Source organism: Caenimonas aquaedulcis, assembly GCF_015831345.1.
Classification (GTDB): Bacteria; Pseudomonadota; Gammaproteobacteria; order Burkholderiales; family Burkholderiaceae_C; genus Ramlibacter; species Ramlibacter aquaedulcis.
Genome location: NZ_JADWYS010000001.1, coordinates 753,266 through 772,857, shown reverse-complemented (window position 1 = coordinate 772,857; position 19,592 = coordinate 753,266). Strand labels below are relative to the sequence as shown.

At 68.2% G+C, this 19,592-nt stretch carries 21 protein-coding genes and 2 tRNA genes; 6 read left to right on the top strand and 17 right to left on the bottom strand.

What is annotated here, in order from left to right; translation table 11 throughout:
* Position 1: 1 nt before the first annotated feature.
* Both I5803_RS03620 and I5803_RS03615 read right to left on the bottom strand, forming a co-directional pair.
* A complete protein-coding gene (locus I5803_RS03620) occupies positions 2 to 1,468 on the bottom strand; it encodes a TRAP transporter large permease subunit (protein WP_196985042.1) in 1,467 nt (488 codons plus the stop codon).
* Positions 1,465 to 1,917, bottom strand: coding sequence for a C4-dicarboxylate ABC transporter substrate-binding protein (locus I5803_RS03615; RefSeq protein ID WP_196985041.1), 453 nt, complete (start codon positions 1,915 to 1,917; stop codon positions 1,465 to 1,467). Before I5803_RS03615 ends, I5803_RS03620 begins: the two co-directional genes overlap by 4 nt.
* Before the next feature lie 61 nt (positions 1,918 to 1,978).
* Between I5803_RS03615 and I5803_RS03610 the strand changes: the two genes are divergently transcribed.
* Both I5803_RS03610 and I5803_RS03605 read left to right on the top strand, forming a co-directional pair.
* Positions 1,979 to 2,055 (top strand) — tRNA-Pro (locus I5803_RS03610).
* A 37-nt stretch (positions 2,056 to 2,092) separates the two neighbouring features.
* Positions 2,093 to 2,169, top strand: a tRNA-Arg gene (locus I5803_RS03605).
* Positions 2,170 to 2,186: 17 nt separating this feature from the next.
* Here the strand turns inward: I5803_RS03605 and I5803_RS03600 are convergent.
* A complete protein-coding gene (locus tag I5803_RS03600) occupies positions 2,187 to 2,879 on the bottom strand; it encodes a glutathione binding-like protein (RefSeq protein ID WP_196985040.1) in 693 nt (230 codons plus the stop codon).
* 55 nt (positions 2,880 to 2,934) lie between these two features.
* On the opposite strand from I5803_RS03600, the gene I5803_RS03595 reads away from it, so the two are divergent.
* Positions 2,935 to 3,615 carry a hypothetical protein gene (locus I5803_RS03595; protein ID WP_196985039.1) on the top strand — a complete coding sequence of 227 codons (681 nt, stop codon included), beginning with the start codon at positions 2,935 to 2,937 and terminating at the stop codon, positions 3,613 to 3,615.
* 4 nt (positions 3,616 to 3,619) lie between these two features.
* On the opposite strand, the gene I5803_RS03590 is transcribed toward I5803_RS03595, so the two are convergent.
* From I5803_RS03590 to I5803_RS03560, 7 genes are all read right to left on the bottom strand, one after another.
* Entirely contained in the window at positions 3,620 to 4,894 is a 1,275-nt protein-coding gene (locus tag I5803_RS03590) for an acyl-CoA dehydrogenase family protein (RefSeq protein WP_196985038.1), read from the bottom strand.
* 42 nt (positions 4,895 to 4,936) lie between these two features.
* Positions 4,937 to 6,037, bottom strand: a complete 1,101-nt coding sequence (locus I5803_RS03585; RefSeq protein ID WP_196985037.1) for a phosphotransferase — start codon at positions 6,035 to 6,037, stop codon at positions 4,937 to 4,939.
* Positions 6,038 to 6,095: 58 nt separating this feature from the next.
* The gene (locus tag I5803_RS03580; RefSeq protein WP_196985036.1) at positions 6,096 to 6,818 is read right to left on the bottom strand and encodes a Crp/Fnr family transcriptional regulator; all 723 of its coding nucleotides are present in this window, start codon (positions 6,816 to 6,818) and stop codon (positions 6,096 to 6,098) included.
* 81 nt (positions 6,819 to 6,899) lie between these two features.
* Positions 6,900 to 7,679, bottom strand: coding sequence for an oxepin-CoA hydrolase, alternative type (locus I5803_RS03575; protein WP_196985035.1), 780 nt, complete (start codon positions 7,677 to 7,679; stop codon positions 6,900 to 6,902).
* Positions 7,680 to 7,685: 6 nt separating this feature from the next.
* The gene (locus I5803_RS03570; RefSeq protein ID WP_196985034.1) at positions 7,686 to 9,206 is read right to left on the bottom strand and encodes a 3-hydroxyacyl-CoA dehydrogenase; all 1,521 of its coding nucleotides are present in this window, start codon (positions 9,204 to 9,206) and stop codon (positions 7,686 to 7,688) included.
* Between the two features lie 24 nt (positions 9,207 to 9,230).
* Entirely contained in the window at positions 9,231 to 10,388 is a 1,158-nt protein-coding gene (locus tag I5803_RS03565; protein ID WP_196985033.1) for an MFS transporter, read from the bottom strand.
* 4 nt (positions 10,389 to 10,392) lie between these two features.
* Entirely contained in the window at positions 10,393 to 11,400 is a 1,008-nt protein-coding gene (locus I5803_RS03560) for a D-2-hydroxyacid dehydrogenase family protein (RefSeq protein WP_196985032.1), read from the bottom strand.
* 94 nt (positions 11,401 to 11,494) lie between these two features.
* Between I5803_RS03560 and I5803_RS03555 the strand changes: the two genes are divergently transcribed.
* Positions 11,495 to 12,019, top strand: coding sequence for a DUF1993 domain-containing protein (locus I5803_RS03555; protein WP_196985031.1), 525 nt, complete (start codon positions 11,495 to 11,497; stop codon positions 12,017 to 12,019).
* A 438-nt stretch (positions 12,020 to 12,457) separates the two neighbouring features.
* On the opposite strand, the gene lexA is transcribed toward I5803_RS03555, so the two are convergent.
* On the bottom strand, positions 12,458 to 13,132 hold the full coding sequence (lexA, locus tag I5803_RS03545) for a transcriptional repressor LexA (protein ID WP_196985029.1): 675 nt from the start codon (positions 13,130 to 13,132) through the stop codon (positions 12,458 to 12,460).
* A gap of 89 nt (positions 13,133 to 13,221) precedes the next feature.
* Between lexA and I5803_RS03540 the strand changes: the two genes are divergently transcribed.
* Positions 13,222 to 14,127, top strand: coding sequence for an asparaginase (locus I5803_RS03540; RefSeq protein WP_231402328.1), 906 nt, complete (start codon positions 13,222 to 13,224; stop codon positions 14,125 to 14,127).
* Here I5803_RS03540 and adk read toward each other — a convergent pair whose 3' ends face one another.
* From adk to I5803_RS03510, 6 genes are all read right to left on the bottom strand, one after another.
* Positions 14,128 to 14,784 carry an adenylate kinase gene (gene adk / locus I5803_RS03535; protein ID WP_196985027.1) on the bottom strand — a complete coding sequence of 219 codons (657 nt, stop codon included), beginning with the start codon at positions 14,782 to 14,784 and terminating at the stop codon, positions 14,128 to 14,130.
* 110 nt (positions 14,785 to 14,894) lie between these two features.
* Positions 14,895 to 15,659, bottom strand: a complete 765-nt coding sequence (kdsB, locus tag I5803_RS03530) for a 3-deoxy-manno-octulosonate cytidylyltransferase (RefSeq protein ID WP_196985026.1) — start codon at positions 15,657 to 15,659, stop codon at positions 14,895 to 14,897.
* A 7-nt stretch (positions 15,660 to 15,666) separates the two neighbouring features.
* Positions 15,667 to 15,873 (bottom strand): Trm112 family protein, encoded by a 207-nt coding sequence (locus I5803_RS03525; RefSeq protein ID WP_196985025.1) that lies wholly within the window; start codon positions 15,871 to 15,873, stop codon positions 15,667 to 15,669.
* Positions 15,812 to 16,843: a tetraacyldisaccharide 4'-kinase gene (gene lpxK / locus I5803_RS03520; RefSeq protein ID WP_196985024.1), complete on the bottom strand. Its 1,032-nt coding sequence runs from the start codon at positions 16,841 to 16,843 to the stop codon at positions 15,812 to 15,814. The genes I5803_RS03525 and lpxK overlap by 62 nt, the downstream gene beginning before the upstream one ends.
* A complete protein-coding gene (locus I5803_RS03515; protein ID WP_196985023.1) occupies positions 16,844 to 17,272 on the bottom strand; it encodes an ExbD/TolR family protein in 429 nt (142 codons plus the stop codon).
* A 16-nt stretch (positions 17,273 to 17,288) separates the two neighbouring features.
* The gene (locus tag I5803_RS03510) at positions 17,289 to 17,921 is read right to left on the bottom strand and encodes a MotA/TolQ/ExbB proton channel family protein (RefSeq protein ID WP_196985022.1); all 633 of its coding nucleotides are present in this window, start codon (positions 17,919 to 17,921) and stop codon (positions 17,289 to 17,291) included.
* 338 nt (positions 17,922 to 18,259) lie between these two features.
* Here I5803_RS03510 and xseA point away from each other — a divergent pair, with 338 nt between their 5' ends.
* Positions 18,260 to 19,552 (top strand): exodeoxyribonuclease VII large subunit, encoded by a 1,293-nt coding sequence (gene xseA / locus I5803_RS03505; protein WP_231402327.1) that lies wholly within the window; start codon positions 18,260 to 18,262, stop codon positions 19,550 to 19,552.
* The last annotated feature ends 40 nt before the right edge of the window (positions 19,553 to 19,592 follow it).

Here is a 19,592-nt window from a genome sequence, read left to right as displayed (position 1 = left end):
GCTATTTGCTCGCGGCATCGGCAGGAGGCTGCGCTTCGGGCTCCTGCTGCCGCGACATCTCTTCCATCTGCCGCACGACATCCTGCTCCGACGGCACAGGCGCGTCCGCCGGTACGGCGACGACGGCCGGGTCGAGCAGATGCACCGCGCGCGGCCACGCGAACACCAACCCCAGCACGACGACCTGCGCCGCCATGAAGGGTGACAGCGAACGCAGCAGGGCGCCCGTGCCCACGCGGGGCAGCCCCGAACGCGTCCGCGCCATCAGCACCGCATAGCCCATCGGCGGCACGAGAAAACTCAATTGCAGGACAAGCAGCAGCAGCACCGCGACCTGCTGCGCGTCACCGAGCTGCACGATCAGGAGCGGCGCGACGATGGGGATGATCACGAAGATCATCTCGAACGCGTCGAGCACCCACGCGCACAGGGCCACGAGCAAGAGCACGGCGGCGGCTGTCGCCGGTGCGGGCAGCGGCGATGCCAACACCCATTGCGCGAGCAGCTTGTCGGTGCCGAACACGCGAAAGACCAGGCTGAACGTGGTCGCGCCCACGAGCAGCGCGAACAGGGCGCCACTGAGTGCCAGCGTGTCGCGCAGCACGGACTCCCACTGGGCGCGGTCGAGGGCGCGCGTGACCAGCGTGACCACCGCCAGCAGGCACCCGCCCATCGCGGCGGCCTCCACCGCGAACAGCTTGCCGACGAAGACGCCGCCCAGCAGCAGCACGATGACCAAGGCGGTCGTCGCCGCCTGGAAGACTTGCATGCGCGACACCGGTGCGGCTGCATCGGTTGATGCAGGTGGCCGCGCGCGCAGCCACGCGACCAGCGCCCACAGGGCCAGCAGCACTGCGGCCGGGAGCAGCGCGGCATGGAGGATGTCCTGCGTGTTGACGATGCGTTGCGTACCGAGCGTGAAGCCGGGCAGGTTGCTGGCCTCGGTATGCGCGCGCAGCATCGCGTCGCCCAGCAGGATCAGCACGAGGGACGGCGGCACGACGACGCCGATCGTTGCGGCCACGCTCACCAGCGTGATCGCGCGGGCGGGTTCGACGCCGGCGAGCCGCGGCGCCACCAGCCGCCCGAGCAAGGCGGAACTCGACGCCACCGAGCCGTTCATCGGGGCGACGAGCGTGCCCACCGCCAGCGCGGCGAGCGGCGTGCCGGCGCCGGTGCGGCGCAGGAGCCGCGCGGCGGATGCGAAGAGCGCGTCGGCGATGGCGACACGCTGCAGCAGCACGCCCACGAACACGTACAGGGGCAGCGCCTGCAACAGGTCATGCTCCAGCAGGTTGACGATGCGCGGCCCCAGCGCCGAGAGGATTCCTGCGTCGAAGGTGCCCGCTGCGAGGCCCGTCGCGGCGAAGGCGCCGGCCACGCCGACCAGCAAGGCCCACACCGGCAAACCCGTGGCGACGATCGTCACGCCCAGCACCAATAGCATCGCGAGGCCGACCGCGTTCATGCGCGGTCCCCGGCGGGACGAACGAGACTGCGCACGGCGTCGGCGAGCACCAGCGCCGCCAGCGCCCACAGTGACAGCTTGATGAGGAAGAAGCCCGGGTTCAGCGTTTCGCCGAAGTGTTCCAGCTGGCGCACCGACTGCCACGTCGACGCAGCCGAGCTCCACAGCAGGAAGAGCGCCCAGGGCGCGGTGCATGCGAAGAGCGCCCAGGCGCGCCAGCGGGAAGGGGCGGTGGGCTGCTCAGCGGGCGCGTGCGCGGCCGCGAGGTGCACGCCGTCGCGGCCGGCCGCGCTCACCGCGAAGGCCATGTACACCGCGAAGAGAACCTGCGCAAAGTCGTTCGCTTGCCGCGAGTAGGCCTGGACGAGGTCCCGCAGCGGCCACTGCGCGAACAGGAGCGCCGCGAGGGGCAACACCAGCCAGGCAGCGGCACGGAAGAGGGGGCGCATGGGGGCCGAGTGTAGGGGAGGGCCGGGTGGCGGAGCCCCCACCGGCTAGAATGCGGGCTGTCGGAGCGTAGCGCAGTCTGGTAGCGCATCTGGTTTGGGACCAGAGGGTCGGAGGTTCGAATCCTCTCGCTCCGACCAGAACAACAAAGGCCCCTCGGGGCCTTTTGTCCATCCGCTGCCCGTAGCTCAGTTGGATAGAGCACTTGCCTTCTAAGCAAGTTGTCGGGGGTTCGATTCCCTCCGGGCAGGCCACCCCTTCCGACGCACGCTCACCGCCGCTCGTACTGCGTCTTGCCGAACAGCACTTCGCGCGCCTTCTCGTCCGTGATCGGCTTGCGCATTCCCGCCAGCACCTCCACCCCGCGCTTCACGGCCGGACGCGCGGCGATGGTGTCGAACCACTTCTTCAGGTGCGGGTAGTCGGTGATGACGATGCCCTGGCGCTCCCAGCTGCGCAGCCAGGGGAAGGTCGCGATGTCGGCGATCGAATATTCCTTGCCGCCCAGCCACGGGCTCTGCGCGAGCCGCCGGTCGATGACGCCGTACAGGCGCTTCGCCTCATTGGTGTACCGGTCGATCGCATAGGTGATCTTCTCGGGCGCGTAGCCGCGAAAGTGGTGCGCCTGGCCGAGCATCGGGCCGACGCCGCCCATCTGGAACATCAGCCACTCCAGCACCTCGAACTTTTCGCGGTCGCCCCGGGGGAGGAACTTGCCCGTCTTGGCGGCCAGGTACACGAGGATCGCGCCGGACTCGAACACCGAGATGGGCTTGCCGTCCGGGCCATCGGGGTCCACGATGGCCGGAATCTTGTTGTTCGGGCTGATCTTCAGGAAGTCGGGCTTGAACTGGTCGCCGGCGCCGATGTCCACCGGGATCGCCTTATAGGGCAGGCCGCACTCCTCCAGCATGATGTGAACCTTGTGCCCGTTGGGCGTAGCCCACGAATACGCATCGATCATGGAGCTCCTTCACGTGTTTTACTGATAATGGCACTTTAGGTGAATCGCACGCAGTATGTTCGAGCGCATCAAAAAAGCCTTCTCCCGCGGGTCCAGGGACGCCGAAGGTCCCCCGTCCCAGCTGTCGCACGGCCCCGTCTCCGAATGGGCCGGCACCCAGGGCTTTGCCTTTTCGGTCGATGGCGCCAACCAGGGCATCGCGCTCGAAGGCAAGATCGGCGGCCGGCCCTGGCGCATTCAGCTGGGCCGCCCGACGCGCAACTACATCCTCGGCGAGGAAGTGCGGGCGCGCGGTGAGCTCGGTATCGACGAGAACGTCGCGATCCTGATCATGAACCGCGCGCTCAAGGAAGCGCTCGAAAAGCGCGCTTACCAGATCTACACGGACAACCTGCAGACCTCGGTGGACAGCAGCCTCCCGGAGGAGATGCGCTGGCTGGCCATGTTCCAGGAAGTGGGTTGGGAAGGGCTGCCGCGCGAGTTCTGGGAACGCTACAGCGTGCTCACCGACCGCCGCGAGAACGCCATGGCGTGGATCGGCGATTCGCTCGCGCACCTGGCGCTCCAGTGGCCCAAGCCGGGGCCCAGCGCCGAGGTTCCGTTCATGGTGCTGCTGATGAACGGCAAGGCCTACCTGCGCATGGAGTACACCCCGGCCGACATCGCCACGCTGCAGCACGCCTCGCTGATCTTCACGACCGCCTGCGAGTCGGCCCTGGGTACCTTCCGGCGCTAGCGCGTCAGGAGCCGCGGGTGATGGGCACCTGCGCGTCCGCGCCGTAGGCGCCGTACTTGCCGAGCTCCCACTTCGCGATCGCATTGCGGTGCACCTCATCCGGGCCGTCCGCGAAGCGCAGCGTGCGCGCGCCGGCATAGGCCGAGGCCAGGGGGAAGTCCCCGCTGACGCCGCCGCCGCCATGCGCCTGCATGGCCCAGTCGATCACCTGGCACGCCATCGTCGGCGCGACCACCTTGATCATCGCGATCTCGTTCTTGGCGACCTTGTTTCCGGCCACGTCCATCAGCCACGCCGCCTTGAGCGTGAGCAGGCGCGCCATGTCGATCTTGCAGCGGGCTTCCGCGATGCGCTCCTGCGTCACCGTCTGCTGCGCCACCGTCTTGCCAAATGCGACGCGCGCCAGCGAGCGGCGGCACATCAGCTCGAGCGCGCGCTCGGCCAGGCCGATGAGGCGCATGCAGTGGTGGATGCGACCCGGGCCCAGGCGCCCTTGCGCGATCTCGAAGCCGCGGCCCTCGCCGAGCAGGATGTTGTCCACGGGGACGCGGACGTTCTCGAAATACATCTCGACGTGGCCGTGCGGCGCGTCGTCGTAGCCGAAGACAGTCAGCGGGCGCACGATGCGGATGCCCTTGGCGTCCGCCGGCACGATCACCATGCTCTGCTGCGAATGGCGCGGGGCTTCCGGGTCGGTCTTGCCCATGGTGATGAACACGGCGCAGCGCGGGTCGGCCGCGCCGGAGATCCACCACTTATGGCCGTTGATGACGTATTCGTCGCCCTGGCGCTCGATGCGCGTGCTGATGTTGGTCGCGTCCGAGGACGCGACTTCCGGCTCGGTCATCGCGAAGGCCGAGCGGATCTGGCCTTCCAGCAGGGGCTTCAGCCAGCGCGCCTTGATCGCCTCCGAGCCGTAGCGCGCGATCGTCTCCATGTTGCCGGTGTCCGGGGCCGAGCAGTTGAAGGCTTCGCTCGCCCATGGCACGCGGCCCATGATCTCGGCGAGCGGCGCGTATTCCTGGTTCGTGAGGCCCGCGCCCTCGTACCCCGAAGCCGAGGCGCTGTCCACCGGCAGGAAGAGGTTCCAGAGCCCGGCCTTCCGGGCCTGCACCTTCAGCTTCTCCACGGTCTGCAGGGCGCTCCAGCGTTTGCCCGCCTGCGTGTTGGCGAGCATCTCGGCTTCGTAGTCCTTCTCCGCAGGGTAGATGTAGTCGTCCATGAACTTCAGCAGCTTGGCCTGCAGTTCGCGTGTCTTGGGGGAGTATTCGAAGTCCATGTGTCTTCCTTGGGTAAATCGGTGATGGGGCGGTGCGGCGGCTCAGGCCTTCTGGGCGAACTGCCAGGCGAGTTGCGCCATCGGCTTGGCGCCCGCGGCGTTGGCGGCCGCCTGTGCGCTCGACGCCGTGCCTGCCTCGACGCGCTTGGCGATCCCCTGCAGGATCGCGGCGATGCGGAACAGGTTGTAGGCCATGTAGAAGTTCCAGTCCGCGCGCAATTCGGCCGGTGTCGTGAGGCCGGTGCGCTCGCAGTAGCGGCGGATGTAGTCGTCTTCCGTGGGGATGCCCAGCGCCGCATAGTCCAGCCCGCCGATGCCCCGTGCCTGGCTGTGCGGGATGTGCCAGGCCATGCAGTGGTAGCTGAAGTCGGCGAGCGGATGCCCCAGGGTGGAGAGCTCCCAGTCGAGCACCGCGATCACGCGCGGCTCGGTCGCGTGGAACATCAGGTTGTCCAGCCGGAAGTCGCCGTGCACGATGGACACCTTGCTTTCGTCGCGCGCCGCCGCCGGGATGTGCGCGGGCAGCCAGGCGACGAGTTCTTCCATCTCCGGGATGGGCTGGCTCATGGGGCCCGCGCCGTCGGCGGACGCCTTGTACTGCTTGCTCCAGCGGCCGATCTGGCGGTCGAAGTAATTACCCGGCTTTCCGTACGCCGCCAGGCCGCGGTCCGCGAATTTCACCGTGTGCAGCGCGGAGATGACGCGATTCATCTCGTCGTAGATCTCGCCGCGCTGGGCGGGTGTCATGCCGGGCAGTGCCTGGTCCCAGATCACGCGGCCTTCCATGCACTCCATGATGTAGAACGCGCGGCCGATGACGGATTCGTCCTCGCACAGGCAATACATGCGGGGCACCGGGACGTCGGTGCCGTACAGGCCGCGCATCACCGCGAATTCACGCTCGATCGCATGGGCCGACGGCAGCAGTTTGGCCACCGGCCCCGGCTTGGCGCGCATTACGTAGCTTTGCTTGGGCGTAACGAGCTTGTACGTGGGGTTGGACTGCCCGCCCTTGAACATCTCCACCGTCAGCGGACCGGCGAATCCTTCGAGGTTTTTCTCCAGCCAGGCCGTCAGTGCGGCGGTGTCGAACGCGTGCTTGTCGGAAACCGGCCGGGTGCCGATGAAGTGGTCGTAGTTCATTTGGAAACCTGCGTGCTGCGCACTGCGGTGCGAGCCCCTTCGGGCGGCCGTGCGGGGCTCATGCCACATCCGTGTCGATGATTCGAAGCAGCGCTTCGCGGTTGCGCACGACGAGCCCGCCCGGCTCGATGCGGATCACTTCCTCGCGCTCCATCGCCTTCAATTCCTGGTTCACGCGCTGGCGCGACGCGCCCAGCAGCTGCGCGAGTTCTTCCTGCGCCAGCTGCAGGCCGATGCGCACCTCGCGCCCATCGGACAGCGACGGCACGCCGTAGCTGCGCACCAGGTGGCTCAATTGCTTGGCCAGGCGCGCGCGCAGCGGCAGGGTGTTCAGGTCTTCCACCAGCCCGAACAGCTGGCGGATGCGGCGCGCGTGCAGCCGCAACAGCGCTTCGTACAGCTCGACGTGCTGCGTGAGGATCTTGCGCAGGTCGCCGCGCGAGACCGACAGCATCGTGGTGTCGCCGTGCGCATAGGCATCGTGCGTGCGGCGGTCGCCGTCGAAAATCGCGACGTCGCCGAACCAGATGCCCGGCTCCACGTACGTGAGCGTCACCTGCTTGCCCGTGATCGAGGTGGAGCTCACCCGCACCGCGCCGCGCGCGACCGCGCTCCACTCGTCGGCCGCGTCGCCGCGGGCGCAGATCAGTTCGCCGTCCTTGTACCGTTTGACGTAGGCGCATCGAAGAATGTCGTGCCGCAGGGAAGGCGACAACGCGGAAAACCAGCGACCGGTATTGATCGCCTCTCGTTCTTCGATGGTAAGAATGGGGTCGTCCATGGGCTGTCTTGCAAGTGACTGGTTCCATGGCCATTGTCGCGTGTGGGGCCCCGCGAAAACAACGGGGTTGTCCCCCGTGCGTCACTCGTAGCGCGGTTTTTCCCGGGCGAGGAACGCGGCGATGCCGACACCGGCGTTGGCGTGATGCAGGTTTCGAACGAAATGGTCGCGCTCGTCGCCGAGGTGGTGGCTGAGCGTGGCGCCCGCGGCATCGCTGAGCAGCTCCTTGATGCTGGCCAGGGCATTGGGGGCGCGTTCGTTCAGCCGCTGCGTCAGCGCGAACGCCTCTTCCAGTGCCGCACCGGGAGCGGACACCCGATTGACGATGCCCAGCTCATGCAGACGCGCGGCGCCGATGCGCTCGGCACCCATCAGCAATTCGCTGGCGAGCTGGCGGGGCAGCGCGCGTGCGAGGCTCCAGGTCGCGCCGGCGTCGGGCGACAAGCCCACCGTGCTGTAGGCCATGACGAAGATGGCGTCCTGCGCGGCGACGATGAAGTCGCAGGCGAGCGCGAGCGAGAAACCCGCGCCGGCGGCGGCGCCCTCGACCGCGGCGATCACCGGCTTGGGAAACGTGCGGATCGCCTCGACCCATCCGTGCAGCGCTTCCACCGACTGCGCCTGCACCTCCGGCGGCTGCTGGCGGTTGGACAGCAGCCGCTGCAGGTTGCCGCCGGCGCAGAACATGCTGCCTTCCCCGGTCAGGATGACCGAGCGGACTTCCGGATTCGATTCGGCGACGCTGAGCGCCTCGACGCCCGCCGCGTACATCTCGGGGCTGAGGGCGTTGCGCTGGTCCGGGTTGCTGATGGCCAGCACCATGGTGCGGCCCTGGGTGGTGCTCTTGAGTTCGGACGTCATGGCGGGTCAGGATTCCTCGTGCAGCAGCGACAGGCCGATGGCGCCGCGGCGCCGCAGCCAGGGGCTCGGACGATAACGCGGATCGCCGTACACCGTCTGCATGTTGAACAGCACCTCGAGGATGCTGTCCGGCCCCCAGCGGTTACCCATGGCGAGCGGGCCCATCGGGTAGCCGAGCCCCAGCGTGACAGCGGTTTCGAGATCGGCCGGGCTGCAGATGCGCTGCTGGCAGATGTCCGAGGCGATGTTGACGATGCAGGCGACGACGCGCTGCGTCACGAAGCCGGCGGAGTCGCGGATGACGCTCACGGGCTTGCCGTCGCGCGACAGCAGGGCGTGGGCGGCGTCGCGCATGTCCGTGCGGGTCGCGGGATTGGTGGCGATCACGCGGCGTTTCGTCGCGGCGTCCTCCACCAGCATGTCGATCCCGACGGTGCGCGCCGGGTCGAGACGTTCGACGACGGCGACGGTCGTCACGTCGAAGCCCAGCGGCGCCACAAAGGTCAAAGCCTGTGCGGAGGGCGACTGCCCGGTCTCGATCTTCGCGCCCAGGTCCTTGAGCAATTGCAGGAGTTCGGAGCGGCGCGCGGCGCGCGTGGAGACCCACACGGGCGGCATCTCGTCGACCTGCGGCGCGGCGCCTTCGGGCGTGATCTGCGCCTTGCCACCGGTGTAGCGGTAGAAGCCTTCGCCAACCTTGCGTCCGACGACGCCGCCCGCGAGGCGCTGCGCCGTGATGACGCTCGGGCGGTAGCGCGGCTCATCGTAGTACTGGCGGTAGATCGACTCCATCACCGGATGCGACACGTCCAGCGCCGTGAGGTCCATCAACTCGAAGGGGCCGAGCTTGAAGCCGACTTGGTCGCGCAGGATGCGGTCGATCGTCGCGAAATCCGCGACGCCTTCGCCGACGATGCGCAGCGCTTCGGTGCCGTAGGCGCGGCCCGCGTGGTTGACGATGAAGCCGGGCGTGTCCTGCGCCTGCACGGGCGTGTGGCCCATGTCGCGCGCGTACGCGGCGAGCCGCTCGCAGACTGCCGCGTCCGTCTTGAGCCCGGCGATCACCTCCACCACCTTCATGAGCGGCACGGGGTTGAAGAAGTGGTAGCCGGCAAAGCGGGCGGGATGCTTCATCCCGGCGGCAATGGCGGTGACGGACAGCGACGACGTGTTGGTCGCGAGCACGGCCGACGCATCGACGACGCCTTCGAGTTCGGCGAAGAGGGACTTCTTCACGTCGAGCCGCTCCACCACGGCTTCGATCACGAGGGCGCACGTCGACAGGGCCTGGAGCGAATCCGAGGTCAGCAGGCGCTGTTTGCAGGCCTGCACCTGCTGTGCGTCCAAGCGGCCCTTCTCGAGCTGCCTGTCCCATTGCGAAAAGATCTCGTCGCGCGCCTTGGCGACGGCCTGCGGCTGCGTGTCGTAGAGGTGGACGGTGCTGCCGGCCTGCGCGGCGATCTGCGCGATGCCGCGGCCCATCGCGCCCGCGCCGACCACGCCCACGGAGTCGAAAGAGAGTGTCATGCGGCGGATTATCCCGCGTGGGCTTCAGGCGGGCCGAAGCGCAAGCGATCGCGTGGCGATGGCGCTCACCGCCATCGACAGCAGCAGGCCGATGAGCCCGGCCCAATGCAGGTGGTCCATGGCGCCCTGCGAGATCATCCAGCCGCCGCTCGCGGCGCCGATGGCCTGGCCCGCGTACATGGCGGAGCTGTTGAGCGCGATGGATCCCGAGGCGAGCGTCGGCGCGATTCCGACGAGCCGCGCCTGCTGCGCCGAATTCGACGAGAAGCAGCCGAGCGCCCACGGGATGGACACGAGCGCGGCAAGCATGAGGGTCGTGCCCAGCGGCCATATGAGCATGGTGAGCGCCATCGCGCCGACGGCGAGCATCACCGACATCGGCGCGCCGATGCGGTCGATGTAGCGCGACATCAGCATGTTGCCGATGAAGCCGAAGGCGCCGAACCACATGAACATCAGGCCGAGTTGGCCGGGCGTGATGCCGATCTTCATCTTGTAGTACGGCGCGAAGTACGAGAAGAGCACGAACTGGCCGGCCGAATACAGCATGGTGACGAGGACGCAGAGCATCAGCGGACGCGACGTGAAAGTCTCCCGCCAGGCGGCGGCCGAGAGGGCCGGCGGCTTCACGCCGTCGGGCATCGCACGCCACACCCACACGGCACTCGCCAGGCTGAGGAGCCCGATGGCGCCGAAGGCGCTGCGCCAGCCGAGCGTGCCGCCGATGTACGCCCCGATCGGCATGCCCAGCACCGATGCGACGGACCAGCCCAGGAACACGAAGGTGATCGCGCGGCCGCGCTGCTCGGGCGGCACCAGCAGGCCCACGCATGCCGCGGCCTGGGGCGTGAAGATCGCGGGAGCGATCATCGTGAGCACGCGCAAGGGGAGCAGGGCGGCGAAGGTGGTGGAGAGCGTCGACGCCAGGTGCAGCGCGCCGTACCAGACCATCGAGAGCGCGAGGAGGCGGCGCCGGTCCCATCCCGCCACCACCGCGGCGCACAGGGGTGCGCCGATGCACATGAGCAGCGCCGCAGCGGAAATGAGTTGGCCCGCCGTCGCCACGGAGATGTCGAGCGAACTGCTGATCTCGTTCAGCGTGCCCGGCACGACCATCACGCCAGTGCCGATGACGAAATTGCCGAACAGCAGCGGCCACAGCACGGACGGCATGCGGGCCATGGGGTCAGCGGCGGACCTGGAGCGCGCCGGGATTGACGATGTTGGTCGGCGTGCCCTTGATGAAGTTCACCACGTTGTCGAACGCGGAGCCGAAGTACATCTCGTAGCTGTCGAGCTCCACATAGCCGATGTGCGGCGTGCAGATGCAGTTCTCCAGCCGCAGCAGCGCGTGGCCCTGCAGGATGGGTTCGCTCTCGAAGACGTCCACGGCCGCCATGCCCGGGCGGCCGCGATTGAGGGCGGCAATCAACGCCTCGGGCTCGACGAGCTCCGCACGCGAGGTATTGACGAAGAGCGCCGTGGGCTTCATGCGGCCGAGGTCTTCCAGGGTCACGATGCCGGTGGTTTCGTCCGCCAGGCGCAGGTGCACGCTGAGCACGTCGCTCTCGGCGAAGAGCTCTTCACGCGAGCCCGCGGCCTGGAAGCCGTCGTTGACTGCCCGTTCGCGTGCGGAGGGACTGCCCCACACCAGGATCTGCATGCCGAAGGCCTTGCCGTAACCGGCGACGAGCTGGCCGATCTTGCCGTACCCCCAGATGCCCAGCGTGCGGCCCCTGAGCACCACGCCCAGCCCGAAATTCACCGGCATCGACGCCGACTTCATGCCCGACTGCTGCCAGGCGCCGTGCTTGAGTGTGCCGATGTACTGCGGCAGGCGCCGCATGGCGGCCATGATGAGCGCCCATGTGAGTTCGGCAGGAGCCACGGGAGAGCCCACGCCCTCCGCGACCGGGATGCCCCGCTCGGTGCAGGCCTGCACGTCCACGTGCGCGCCGACGCGCCCGGTTTGCGAGATCAGCCGAAGCCGCGGGAGTTTTTCGAGCAGCTGCCGCGTGAGGTGCGTGCGTTCCCGGATCAGCACGATCACGTCCGCGTCGCGCAGCCGGACCGACAGCTGGCCGATGCCCTTCACCGTGTTCGTGTAGACCTTGGCCGGGTAGGCTTCCAGCTTGGAAGCGCAGCGAAGCTTGCGTACTGCGTCCTGGTAATCGTCGAGGATTACGATGTTCATGGCTCGATTGTGCCTCGGGCCGGCCGGCCCCCGCCAAGCAGAGTTGTGGCGCGGCCGTTAGCATCGGCGTTTCGACCAAAACGAGGAGCATCCCATGAGCATTTCCATGTATTCCGCCAGCATTCCCGTCTTCAAGGCCATGCTGGGCAACCTCAGCCACATCCTCGACAAGGCCGTCGCCAACGCCGAATCACGCAAGTACGATCCGTCCGTCCTGCTGCAGTACCGCCTGGCACCGGACATGCTGCCCTTCACGCGGCAGATCCAGATTGCCTGCGACGCCGCGAAGAACGGCATCTCGCGGATCTCGGGCGTGGAAGCCCCGAAGTTCGAGGACAACGAGGCGAGCTTCCCGGAGCTGAAGGCGCGCATCCAGAAGACGATCGACTACCTGTCGAGCGTGCCTGCGGACAAGCTCGACGGCACCGAGGCCAAGGAAATCACCTTCCCCGTGGGCCGCGAGACGACGCGCACCATGACGGGCGAGGCCTACCTCAAGCACTGGGCCTTGGCGAACTTCCACTTCCACGTGACCATGGCCTACGCGATCTTGCGGCACAACGGCGTGGAGCTGGGCAAGGCCGATTACCTCGCTGGTGCCACGCTCAACAAGGGCTGAGCGTCACGGCCCGCGCGGTCAGCCCGCTGCCGCCTCGAGCGCCGCCAGGCGGTCGAGCTCGGCGCACACGTCTGCCATGCGGCCGGACATGAACATCCGGCCGGCAGCCGCCGGCCCGCAAGGCGATTCCACCAGCCGCACCACGCGCAGGGGAGGTACGCGTCTTGCGGGCGCATGTGCCACTGCCGCGTTTGCAGTCGCTGCACGTGCAGGCGCGTGCCCACGTGGTTCGGCGGGACGGGACGGCGCCAGCCACGCCACCAACGCCTGCAGGGGGGCGAACAATCCGCCGAGGGTGAGCATCGTGATTCCCATTTGAATGACTCCTTGAATTCCAGAGTTGGACCACGGCAGGATTGAAATGAAGAGGGCTTCCGCAGGGTGATGGCTTTGCGCCATACGCCCGCCACCTGCGGCAGTGCCCGGGATGCTGGCGCCCTACATGAGCATCGTGTTGCGGATCAGGCCGACGGCCAGGCCCTCGATCTCGAAGGCTTCACCGGGCTCGACGACGATGGTCGGGTAGTCGGGGTTTTCCGCGTGCAGTTCGATCAGGTGCTTGTTGCGGCGAAAACGCTTCACTGTTACGTCGTCGCCCAGGCGAGCCACGATGATCTGACCGTTCTTCGCGTCTTTCGTGGCTTGTACTGCGAGCAGGTCGCCGTCCATGATGCCGGCGTCTCGCATGGACATGCCGCGCACTTTCAGCAGGTAGTCGGGCCGGCGCTGGAACAGCGAGCTCTCGACGTAGTAGGTCTGGTCCACGTGTTCCTGCGCGAGGATGGGTGAACCGGCAGCCACACGGCCGACCAGGGGCAGGGCCAGTTGCGCGAGCGTCTGCAAGGGCAGCGAGAATTGCTTGTTGCGCGATTCGTTGATGGAGCGGAGTGCCTCGCTGCGCAGACGGATGCCGCGCGAGGTGCCGCTGACGAGCTCGATCACGCCCTTGCGGGCGAGCGCCTGCAGGTGTTCCTCCGCGGCGTTAGCGGACTTGAAACCGAGTTCCGTCGCGATCTCCGCACGGGTCGGCGGGGCGCCGGTGCGTGCGATGGCGCTCTGGATGAGGTCCAGAATCTGTTGCTGTCGGGCGGTGAGCTTGGGCGTGTCGAGCATGAAGGGCACTCCACTGTGTTGATATCCAGTACCTGTATTTTTAAACAGTTTTGGAAAGTGTGCAAGTGACGCGCAAAAAAATTGTGGTTTTGGCAACGGGCGGCACGATTGCCGGACGGGCCGCCAGTGCCGGGGACAACATCGGCTACACGGCGGGGCAAGTGGGCGTCGAGGAATTGCTCGACGCCGTGCCCGGGCTGCGCGACGTGGTGGCCGGCGCGGAGCAGGTGGCCCAGGTCGACAGCAAGGACATGAGCTTCGAGGTCTGGCGCGCGCTCGCGCTGCGCTGCGCGCACTGGCTCGGCCGCGACGACATCGCGGGCCTCGTGATCACGCACGGCACGGACACGCTGGAGGAGACCGCGTTTTTCCTTCAGGCTGTCCTTTCGCCCGCCAAGCCCGTGGTTCTCACTTGTGCCATGCGCCCCGCGACCGCGATGGCGCCCGATGGGCCGCAGAACATGCTGGACGCCGCGGCCGTGGCGCTCCATCCGGGCGCGCAGGGCGTCACCGCGGTCTGCGCCGGGGTGATCCATTCCGCCGCCGACGTCGCGAAGCGGCACACCTACAGGCTCGATGCGTTCAGCTCCGGCGATGCCGGCGCCGTCGGTTACGTGGAAGAGGGGCGCGTGCGGCAGCTCCGCGCCTGGCCCGTGCCGCGGCCCGCGCCGGGGGTGTTGGAGCGCTTCGTGGCTGCCACCTCACTGCCGCGCGTGGAAATCGTCACCAGCCATGCGGGCGCGGGTGGCGCGCTGGTGAACGCTCTTGTCCAGCAGGGGGTGGACGGCCTCGTGGTCGCGGCGACGGGCAACGGCACCGTGCATCGCGACCTCGAAGCGGCCTTGCTCAACGCGCAGGCTGCGGGAACGAAGATCGTGCGTACGAGCCGCTGCGCCGAAGGCGTGGTGCTGGCGCGTGGCGACGACCGGTTTCCGGCGGCCGCGATGTCGGCCGCCAAGGCGCGGATTGCGCTGGTGCTGGAATTGCTGGGGTGATCAGGCCGACAGGGCCTGCAGTGCGCGCGCGGTGATTTCTTCCACCGTGCCCGTGCCGTTGATGGCGCGATAGCGCGGACCGTTGACCGGATCGGCCTTGGCCCAGTCCGAGTAGTAGGCGACCAGCGGACGAGTCTGCGCCGAGTACACCTCGAGGCGCTTCTTGACGGTTTCTTCCTTGTCGTCTTCGCGCTGCACCAGCGGTTCGCCCGTGACGTCGTCCTTGCCCGCCACCTTCGGCGGATTGAACTTCAAGTGGTAGGTGCGCCCCGACGCCGGGTGCGAGCGCCGGCCGCTGATGCGCTCGATGATCGCCTCGAACGGCACGTCGATCTCCAGCACGTAGTCAAGCTTGACGCCCGCGTTCTTCATCGCGTCGGCCTGCGGGATCGTGCGGGGGAAGCCGTCGAACAGGAAGCCGTTGGCGCAATCGGCCTGCGCGATGCGCTCCTTCACGAGGCCGATGATGATGTCGTCGCTGACCAGCGCGCCCGAGTCCATGACCTTCTTCGCCGCGAGGCCGAGCGGCGTGCCGGCCTTGACGGCGGCGCGCAGCATGTCACCGGTGGAGATTTGCGGGATGCCGTACTTCTGGCACAGGAAGGTGGCCTGCGTTCCTTTGCCCGCGCCCGGCGCGCCCAACAGAATCAGTCTCATGGATGTCCTCGGATGTCTTGGATGTGGCCTGCGTCGCGCTGCGGGCAGGGCGTCGCCCGCCTTCGCGCTTTGTTGGCGCAAAGGATAGCATGCGACTCCTTCTGCCAGCCTTACGCGGACCGCTCGCGCCAGAGGGCGCGGACGCGTTCGAGGTCCTGCGGCGTGTCGACGCCGATGCCCGGCGCGGTGTCCGTCACATGCACCGCGATCCGGTGGCCGTGCCAGAGGGCGCGCAGTTGCTCCAGCGCCTCCACCTGCTCGACCGGCGCCGGCGCGAGGCGGGGGAAGAGCCGCAGGAAGCGCGCACGGTAAGCGTAGAGACCCACGTGGCGCAGGGGTGGGAGCGCGGCCGTGATCGACGCCTGCCCCGGCGAGCCGTCGCGCCACCACGGGATCGGCGCGCGGCTGAAGTACAGGGCCATGCCGTTCGCGTCGAGCACCGCCTTCACGACATTCGGATTGCGGAACTCGGCTTTGTCCGCGATCGCATGCGCGGCCGTGCTCATCGCAGCTTCCGGGCGCGAGACGAGCAGGGCCGCGACCGCGTCGATCAGCGCGGGCTCGATCAGGGGCTCGTCGCCCTGCACGTTGACCACGGCGTCGTCGCCGTCCAGCCCGAGCAGCTCGCACGCCTGCGCGAGGCGATCGCTGCCTGAAGGATGGTCCTTGTGCGTGAGCACCGCCTGGACCCCGTGCGTCTCGCACGCCCGGACGATCCGGAGGTCGTCAGCGGCGACGACGACGCGCGCCGCGCGAGAGCGTGCCGCGCGTTGCGCCACGCGCACCACCATCGGCGCGCCGCCGATGTCGGCCAGCGGCTTGTCGGGCAGCCGCGTGGACGCGAGGCGCGCGGGGATCAGGACGCAAAAGCCCATGGCGCGTTCAGACGAGCGGGGTGCGCGGCGGCAGGCGGTCGAGTTCGTCGTCGGACAGAGTGCGTGCCTGGTCTTCCAGCAGGATCGGGATGCCGTCGCGAATCGGATACGCCAGCCGCGCGGCGCGGGAGACGAGCTCGCCGCGCTCGCGGTCAAGGTCGAGGTGACCCTTCGTGACGGGGCACACCAGCAACTCGATCAGTTTGGGATCCATGCGGGGATGATAGCTTTGCATCGAGCAGGCGATCGAGCGCATCCCAGAATCCGCGCGGTATTTCGACGCGCAGCGGAACCGCCCAGGCATCGGGACGCAGCCGCCACAGCTTGACCGCGTCCTTTTCCGTGCAGACGATGGCCTCGTCCCCGGGAACCGGCGGGGCCGCGTAGTCGTGGTGGTCCGCAAGGGCGATGGTGCGGTCGGGCTGCAGACCGTTCTCGCGCAGCATGTCGAAGAACGCCCGGGGATTTGCGATGCCCGCCACGGCGGTGAGATGGCGCTGCCGCAGTTCGGCCCATTCGATGCGGGTGCCGTCGGCGCTCACGGCGAAGGATGCGAGCGTCCTGCGCATCGCCCATCCGCCCGCACCGGGCCCGTCCCCGGCCTGCAGTACCAGGTCCGCTGGCCTTGGCCACTTCTCCCGCAACGGGCCTGCCGGCAACAGCCACCCGTTGCCGGTGCCGCGCGCGTCGAACACGCAGATCTCGATGTCCCTCGCGAGCGCGAGGTGCTGCAATCCGTCATCGGAAACGATGACCTGCGTGCGCGGATGCGCCAGCAACAGCGCGCGGGCCGCATCGACCCGGCGCCGCGCGACGAAGACCGGCGCGCCGGTGCGGGCGATCAGCAAGGGCTCATCGCCGACGTCTGCGGGCAGGCTGTCAGGCTCCACGGCACGGCAATCCGTGGTCTGGCGTCCATAGCCGCGAGAGACCACGCCGGCTTCGATGCCGCGCGCGGCGAGGTGTTCGAGCAGGGCCGTCACCACGGGCGTCTTGCCGGCCCCGCCGGCGACGACATTGCCCACGACGATGACCGGCACGGGCAAGCTCGTGACGCGAAGCAGGCCCGCCCGATACGCTGCGCGGCGCGCGGCGGCCAACGCGCCGTACAGCAGCGAGACGGGCCACAGCAGGCGGGCCGGCACACCGCGCCGCAGCCATGCGCGCTGCAGCGCTTCGCGCACCTACTTTCCCCCGGCCTGGGCCGATGACTGCGTGGCGAAGGTGATCTGCACGAGCCCGATCCGGCGCGCGGCTTCCATGACGGTGATCACCGACTGGTGCGGCGCCGTGGCATCGGCGCTGATGATGACCACGCTGTCCTTGCCCGCCGTGGCGGCCTGGCCGAGCGCCTGCGCGACGGCATCGACACTGCGGCCCGCGACGGGCGTGCCCTTGATCGAATAGCGGCCGTCGCTTCCCACGGCGACGATCACTTCCTTCGGGTAGTCGCGCTGCGCATCGGCGTCCGCGACGGGCAGCTTGAGCTGCAGCTCGGTGAACTTGCTGTAGGTCGTGGACAGCATGAGGAAGATCAGCACGACGAGCAGCACGTCGATGAACGGGATCAAATTGATCTCGGGTTCGTCTTTCTGGCGCGGGCGGAAGTTCATGGCGGCGCGACGCGATTCATTTGCCGCGGAGCGTGTTGAGGTGGCGCACGAAGCGTTCGGCGGACAGTTCCAGCGTCAACAGGTATTCGTCCACGCGCACCCGGAAGTAGCGCCAGAAGATCAGCGACGGGATCGCCACGATCAGCCCGAAAGCCGTGTTGTAGAGCGCGACCGAGATGCCGTGAGCGAGCTGCGCCGGGTTGCCGCCGGTCGCACCGCCCGCGGGCGACTGCGAGCCGAAGATTTCGATCATGCCGATGACGGTCCCCAGCAGGCCGAGAAGCGGCGCCGCCGACGCGATGGTCGCGAGCGCGCTCAGGTAACGCTCCAGGCGGTGGGCCACGGCGCGCCCCGTGTTTTCCATCGTGGCCCGAAGGTCGACTTCAGTGCAGCGCGGGTCCGAGTTGAGGGCGCGAAAACCGCTTGCGAGCACTTCGCCCAGCGCGGAGTTGCGCTCCAGCTGGGTGACCACGTCCGGCGCCGGGACGGAGGAGCGCGAGACGGCCAGCGCCTCGTCCAGCAACCGGGGAGGCGCGATCTTCGCGGTCTGGAGGCTGAGGAAACGCTCGATGACGAGGGCCAGGGCGAGGATGGAGCATGCGACGAGGGGCCAGATGGGCCAGCCGGCGGCTTGTATGATCGAAAACAAGAGGGTGACTCCGGGCGCGAGGCGGGTTGGGAAGCAGGATTGCGGCCGATTATCGTGCACGCGCAAGCTTGTAGGAAAACGGCGCATCGACGTAGGACACGACTCACAGAAGTTGTGGATAACTTTGTTGAAAAGCGCACCCCCTCACGGCGGAAACCCGCGCCAATACTTCTCCGTGACAAATCGATGACAAATTGAGCAGGAAAAACAGCAGTGAATTCAATGACTTGCTCGGAAAAATGCGCCTTGCGCGGGGAAACCCGCCCCGCAGCGGCCTGCGGCGCGGCGCTGTGGACTAAGTTCGGCCCCCAACCCCTCGGAAAACCGCGATTTTCCTGATGTCCGGCTTCCCATCCCCTGCATCGGCGCCCCGGGTCTGGCAAGTCGGCGCGCTATGCCGCGCGGTTGCTGATGCGCTCGACGCGCGCTTCAACCCTGTCGCGGTGCGCGGCGAGCTTTCGGGCTTCTCGCGCGCTGCCAGCGGGCATTGCTATTTCTCCCTGAAGGACCCGCAAGGGCAGATTCGCTGCGCGATGTTCCGCCGCGCCGCCGGGCTGCTGGACTTCTCGCCGCGCGATGGCGACATGGTGGAAGTTCAGGGCCGGCTGGGCGTGTACGAGCCGCGCGGGGACCTGCAGCTCGTCGTGGAAAGCATGTCCCGGGCGGGGCAGGGTGCCTTGTTCGAACAGTTCCTGCGGCTCAAGGCGAAGCTGGAAGCCGAAGGCCTGTTCGACACTGCGCGCAAGCGGCCGCTGCCCGCACTGCCGAAAGGGATCGGCCTGGTGACGTCGCTGGGCGCGGCGGCGCTGCACGACGTCGTGACCGCACTGCAGCGCCGCGCGCCGCACGTTCCCGTGGTGCTGGCCCCGGCGGCCGTGCAGGGCGCCCAGGCGCCGGCGGACCTCGTGCGTTCGCTCGGCGCGCTCTACTCACTGGCGCAGCGCGGGGACATCGACGTGATCCTGCTCGTGCGCGGCGGCGGCTCCATCGAAGACCTGTGGGCGTTCAACGACGAGCAGCTCGCGCGCACCATCGTGCGCAGCCCTGTTCCGCTGGTGTGCGGCGTCGGCCACGAGACGGACTTCACCATCGCGGACTTTTGCGCCGACCTTCGCGCCCCCACGCCGACAGCGGCCGCCGAGCTGGCGGCCCGGCCGCGGGATGCATGGGTCGCCGACCTCGACGATGCGGGCGAGCGCCTGGCGTTGGCGTTGCAGCGGCGCGTGGACATCGCGGGGCAGCGCCTGGACGCCGCGGCAGCGCGGCTCGGGCGTCCGCTCAACCGCATGGCGCAACAGGGCACGCGGCTGGAACGCGCCGTGCACCGCCTGCGCTACTCGACCCTGGCCCGGCTGGAGAAGGAGCGGCAGCGCAGCGAGTCCGCGGAATCCACGCTCATGCGCGCGCTCGAGGCGCGCTCGCTGTCGGCTTCGCATGCACTGGAGCGCATGCGGCTGCGCCTCGAATCGCTGGATCCGCGCCTGGTGCTCAAGCGCGGCTATGCGCTGCTTGCGGATGAGCGGGGGCGCACGGTCGCCAGCGTTTCGCAGACATACGAAGGCCAAGCGCTGCGCGCAATCCTCGCGGATGGCGAGGTTGATCTCACGGTCGCGCCGCGAACCGTGATTTAGTTCTTAGAATCGCGCATACCCCGACACAACCAAGAGGACA

Bases quoted from the DNA above. Each gene is read 5' to 3' on its own strand.
- I5803_RS03525 (WP_196985025.1), bottom strand. From the start codon at position 15,873: ATGGATCCCAAACTGATCGAGTTGCTGGTGTGCCCCGTCACGAAGGGT.
- I5803_RS03585 (WP_196985037.1), bottom strand. From the start codon at position 6,037: ATGAACTACGACCACTTCATCGGCACCCGGCCGGTTTCCGACAAGCAC.
- adk (WP_196985027.1), bottom strand. From the start codon at position 14,784: ATGAGACTGATTCTGTTGGGCGCGCCGGGCGCGGGCAAAGGAACGCAG.
- I5803_RS03575 (WP_196985035.1), bottom strand. From the start codon at position 7,679: ATGACGTCCGAACTCAAGAGCACCACCCAGGGCCGCACCATGGTGCTG.
- kdsB (WP_196985026.1), bottom strand. From the start codon at position 15,659: ATGGGCTTTTGCGTCCTGATCCCCGCGCGCCTCGCGTCCACGCGGCTG.
- xseA (WP_231402327.1), top strand. From the start codon at position 18,260: ATGTCCGGCTTCCCATCCCCTGCATCGGCGCCCCGGGTCTGGCAAGTC.
- I5803_RS03580 (WP_196985036.1), bottom strand. From the start codon at position 6,818: ATGGACGACCCCATTCTTACCATCGAAGAACGAGAGGCGATCAATACC.
- I5803_RS03560 (WP_196985032.1), bottom strand. From the start codon at position 11,400: ATGAACATCGTAATCCTCGACGATTACCAGGACGCAGTACGCAAGCTT.
- I5803_RS03555 (WP_196985031.1), top strand. From the start codon at position 11,495: ATGAGCATTTCCATGTATTCCGCCAGCATTCCCGTCTTCAAGGCCATG.
- I5803_RS03620 (WP_196985042.1), bottom strand. From the start codon at position 1,468: ATGAACGCGGTCGGCCTCGCGATGCTATTGGTGCTGGGCGTGACGATC.
- I5803_RS03595 (WP_196985039.1), top strand. From the start codon at position 2,935: ATGTTCGAGCGCATCAAAAAAGCCTTCTCCCGCGGGTCCAGGGACGCC.
- I5803_RS03565 (WP_196985033.1), bottom strand. From the start codon at position 10,388: ATGGCCCGCATGCCGTCCGTGCTGTGGCCGCTGCTGTTCGGCAATTTC.
- I5803_RS03600 (WP_196985040.1), bottom strand. From the start codon at position 2,879: ATGATCGATGCGTATTCGTGGGCTACGCCCAACGGGCACAAGGTTCAC.
- I5803_RS03590 (WP_196985038.1), bottom strand. From the start codon at position 4,894: ATGGACTTCGAATACTCCCCCAAGACACGCGAACTGCAGGCCAAGCTG.
- I5803_RS03515 (WP_196985023.1), bottom strand. From the start codon at position 17,272: ATGAACTTCCGCCCGCGCCAGAAAGACGAACCCGAGATCAATTTGATC.
- lexA (WP_196985029.1), bottom strand. From the start codon at position 13,132: ATGCTCGACACGCCCAAGCTCACCGCCCGACAGCAACAGATTCTGGAC.
- I5803_RS03615 (WP_196985041.1), bottom strand. From the start codon at position 1,917: ATGCGCCCCCTCTTCCGTGCCGCTGCCTGGCTGGTGTTGCCCCTCGCG.
- I5803_RS03570 (WP_196985034.1), bottom strand. From the start codon at position 9,206: ATGACACTCTCTTTCGACTCCGTGGGCGTGGTCGGCGCGGGCGCGATG.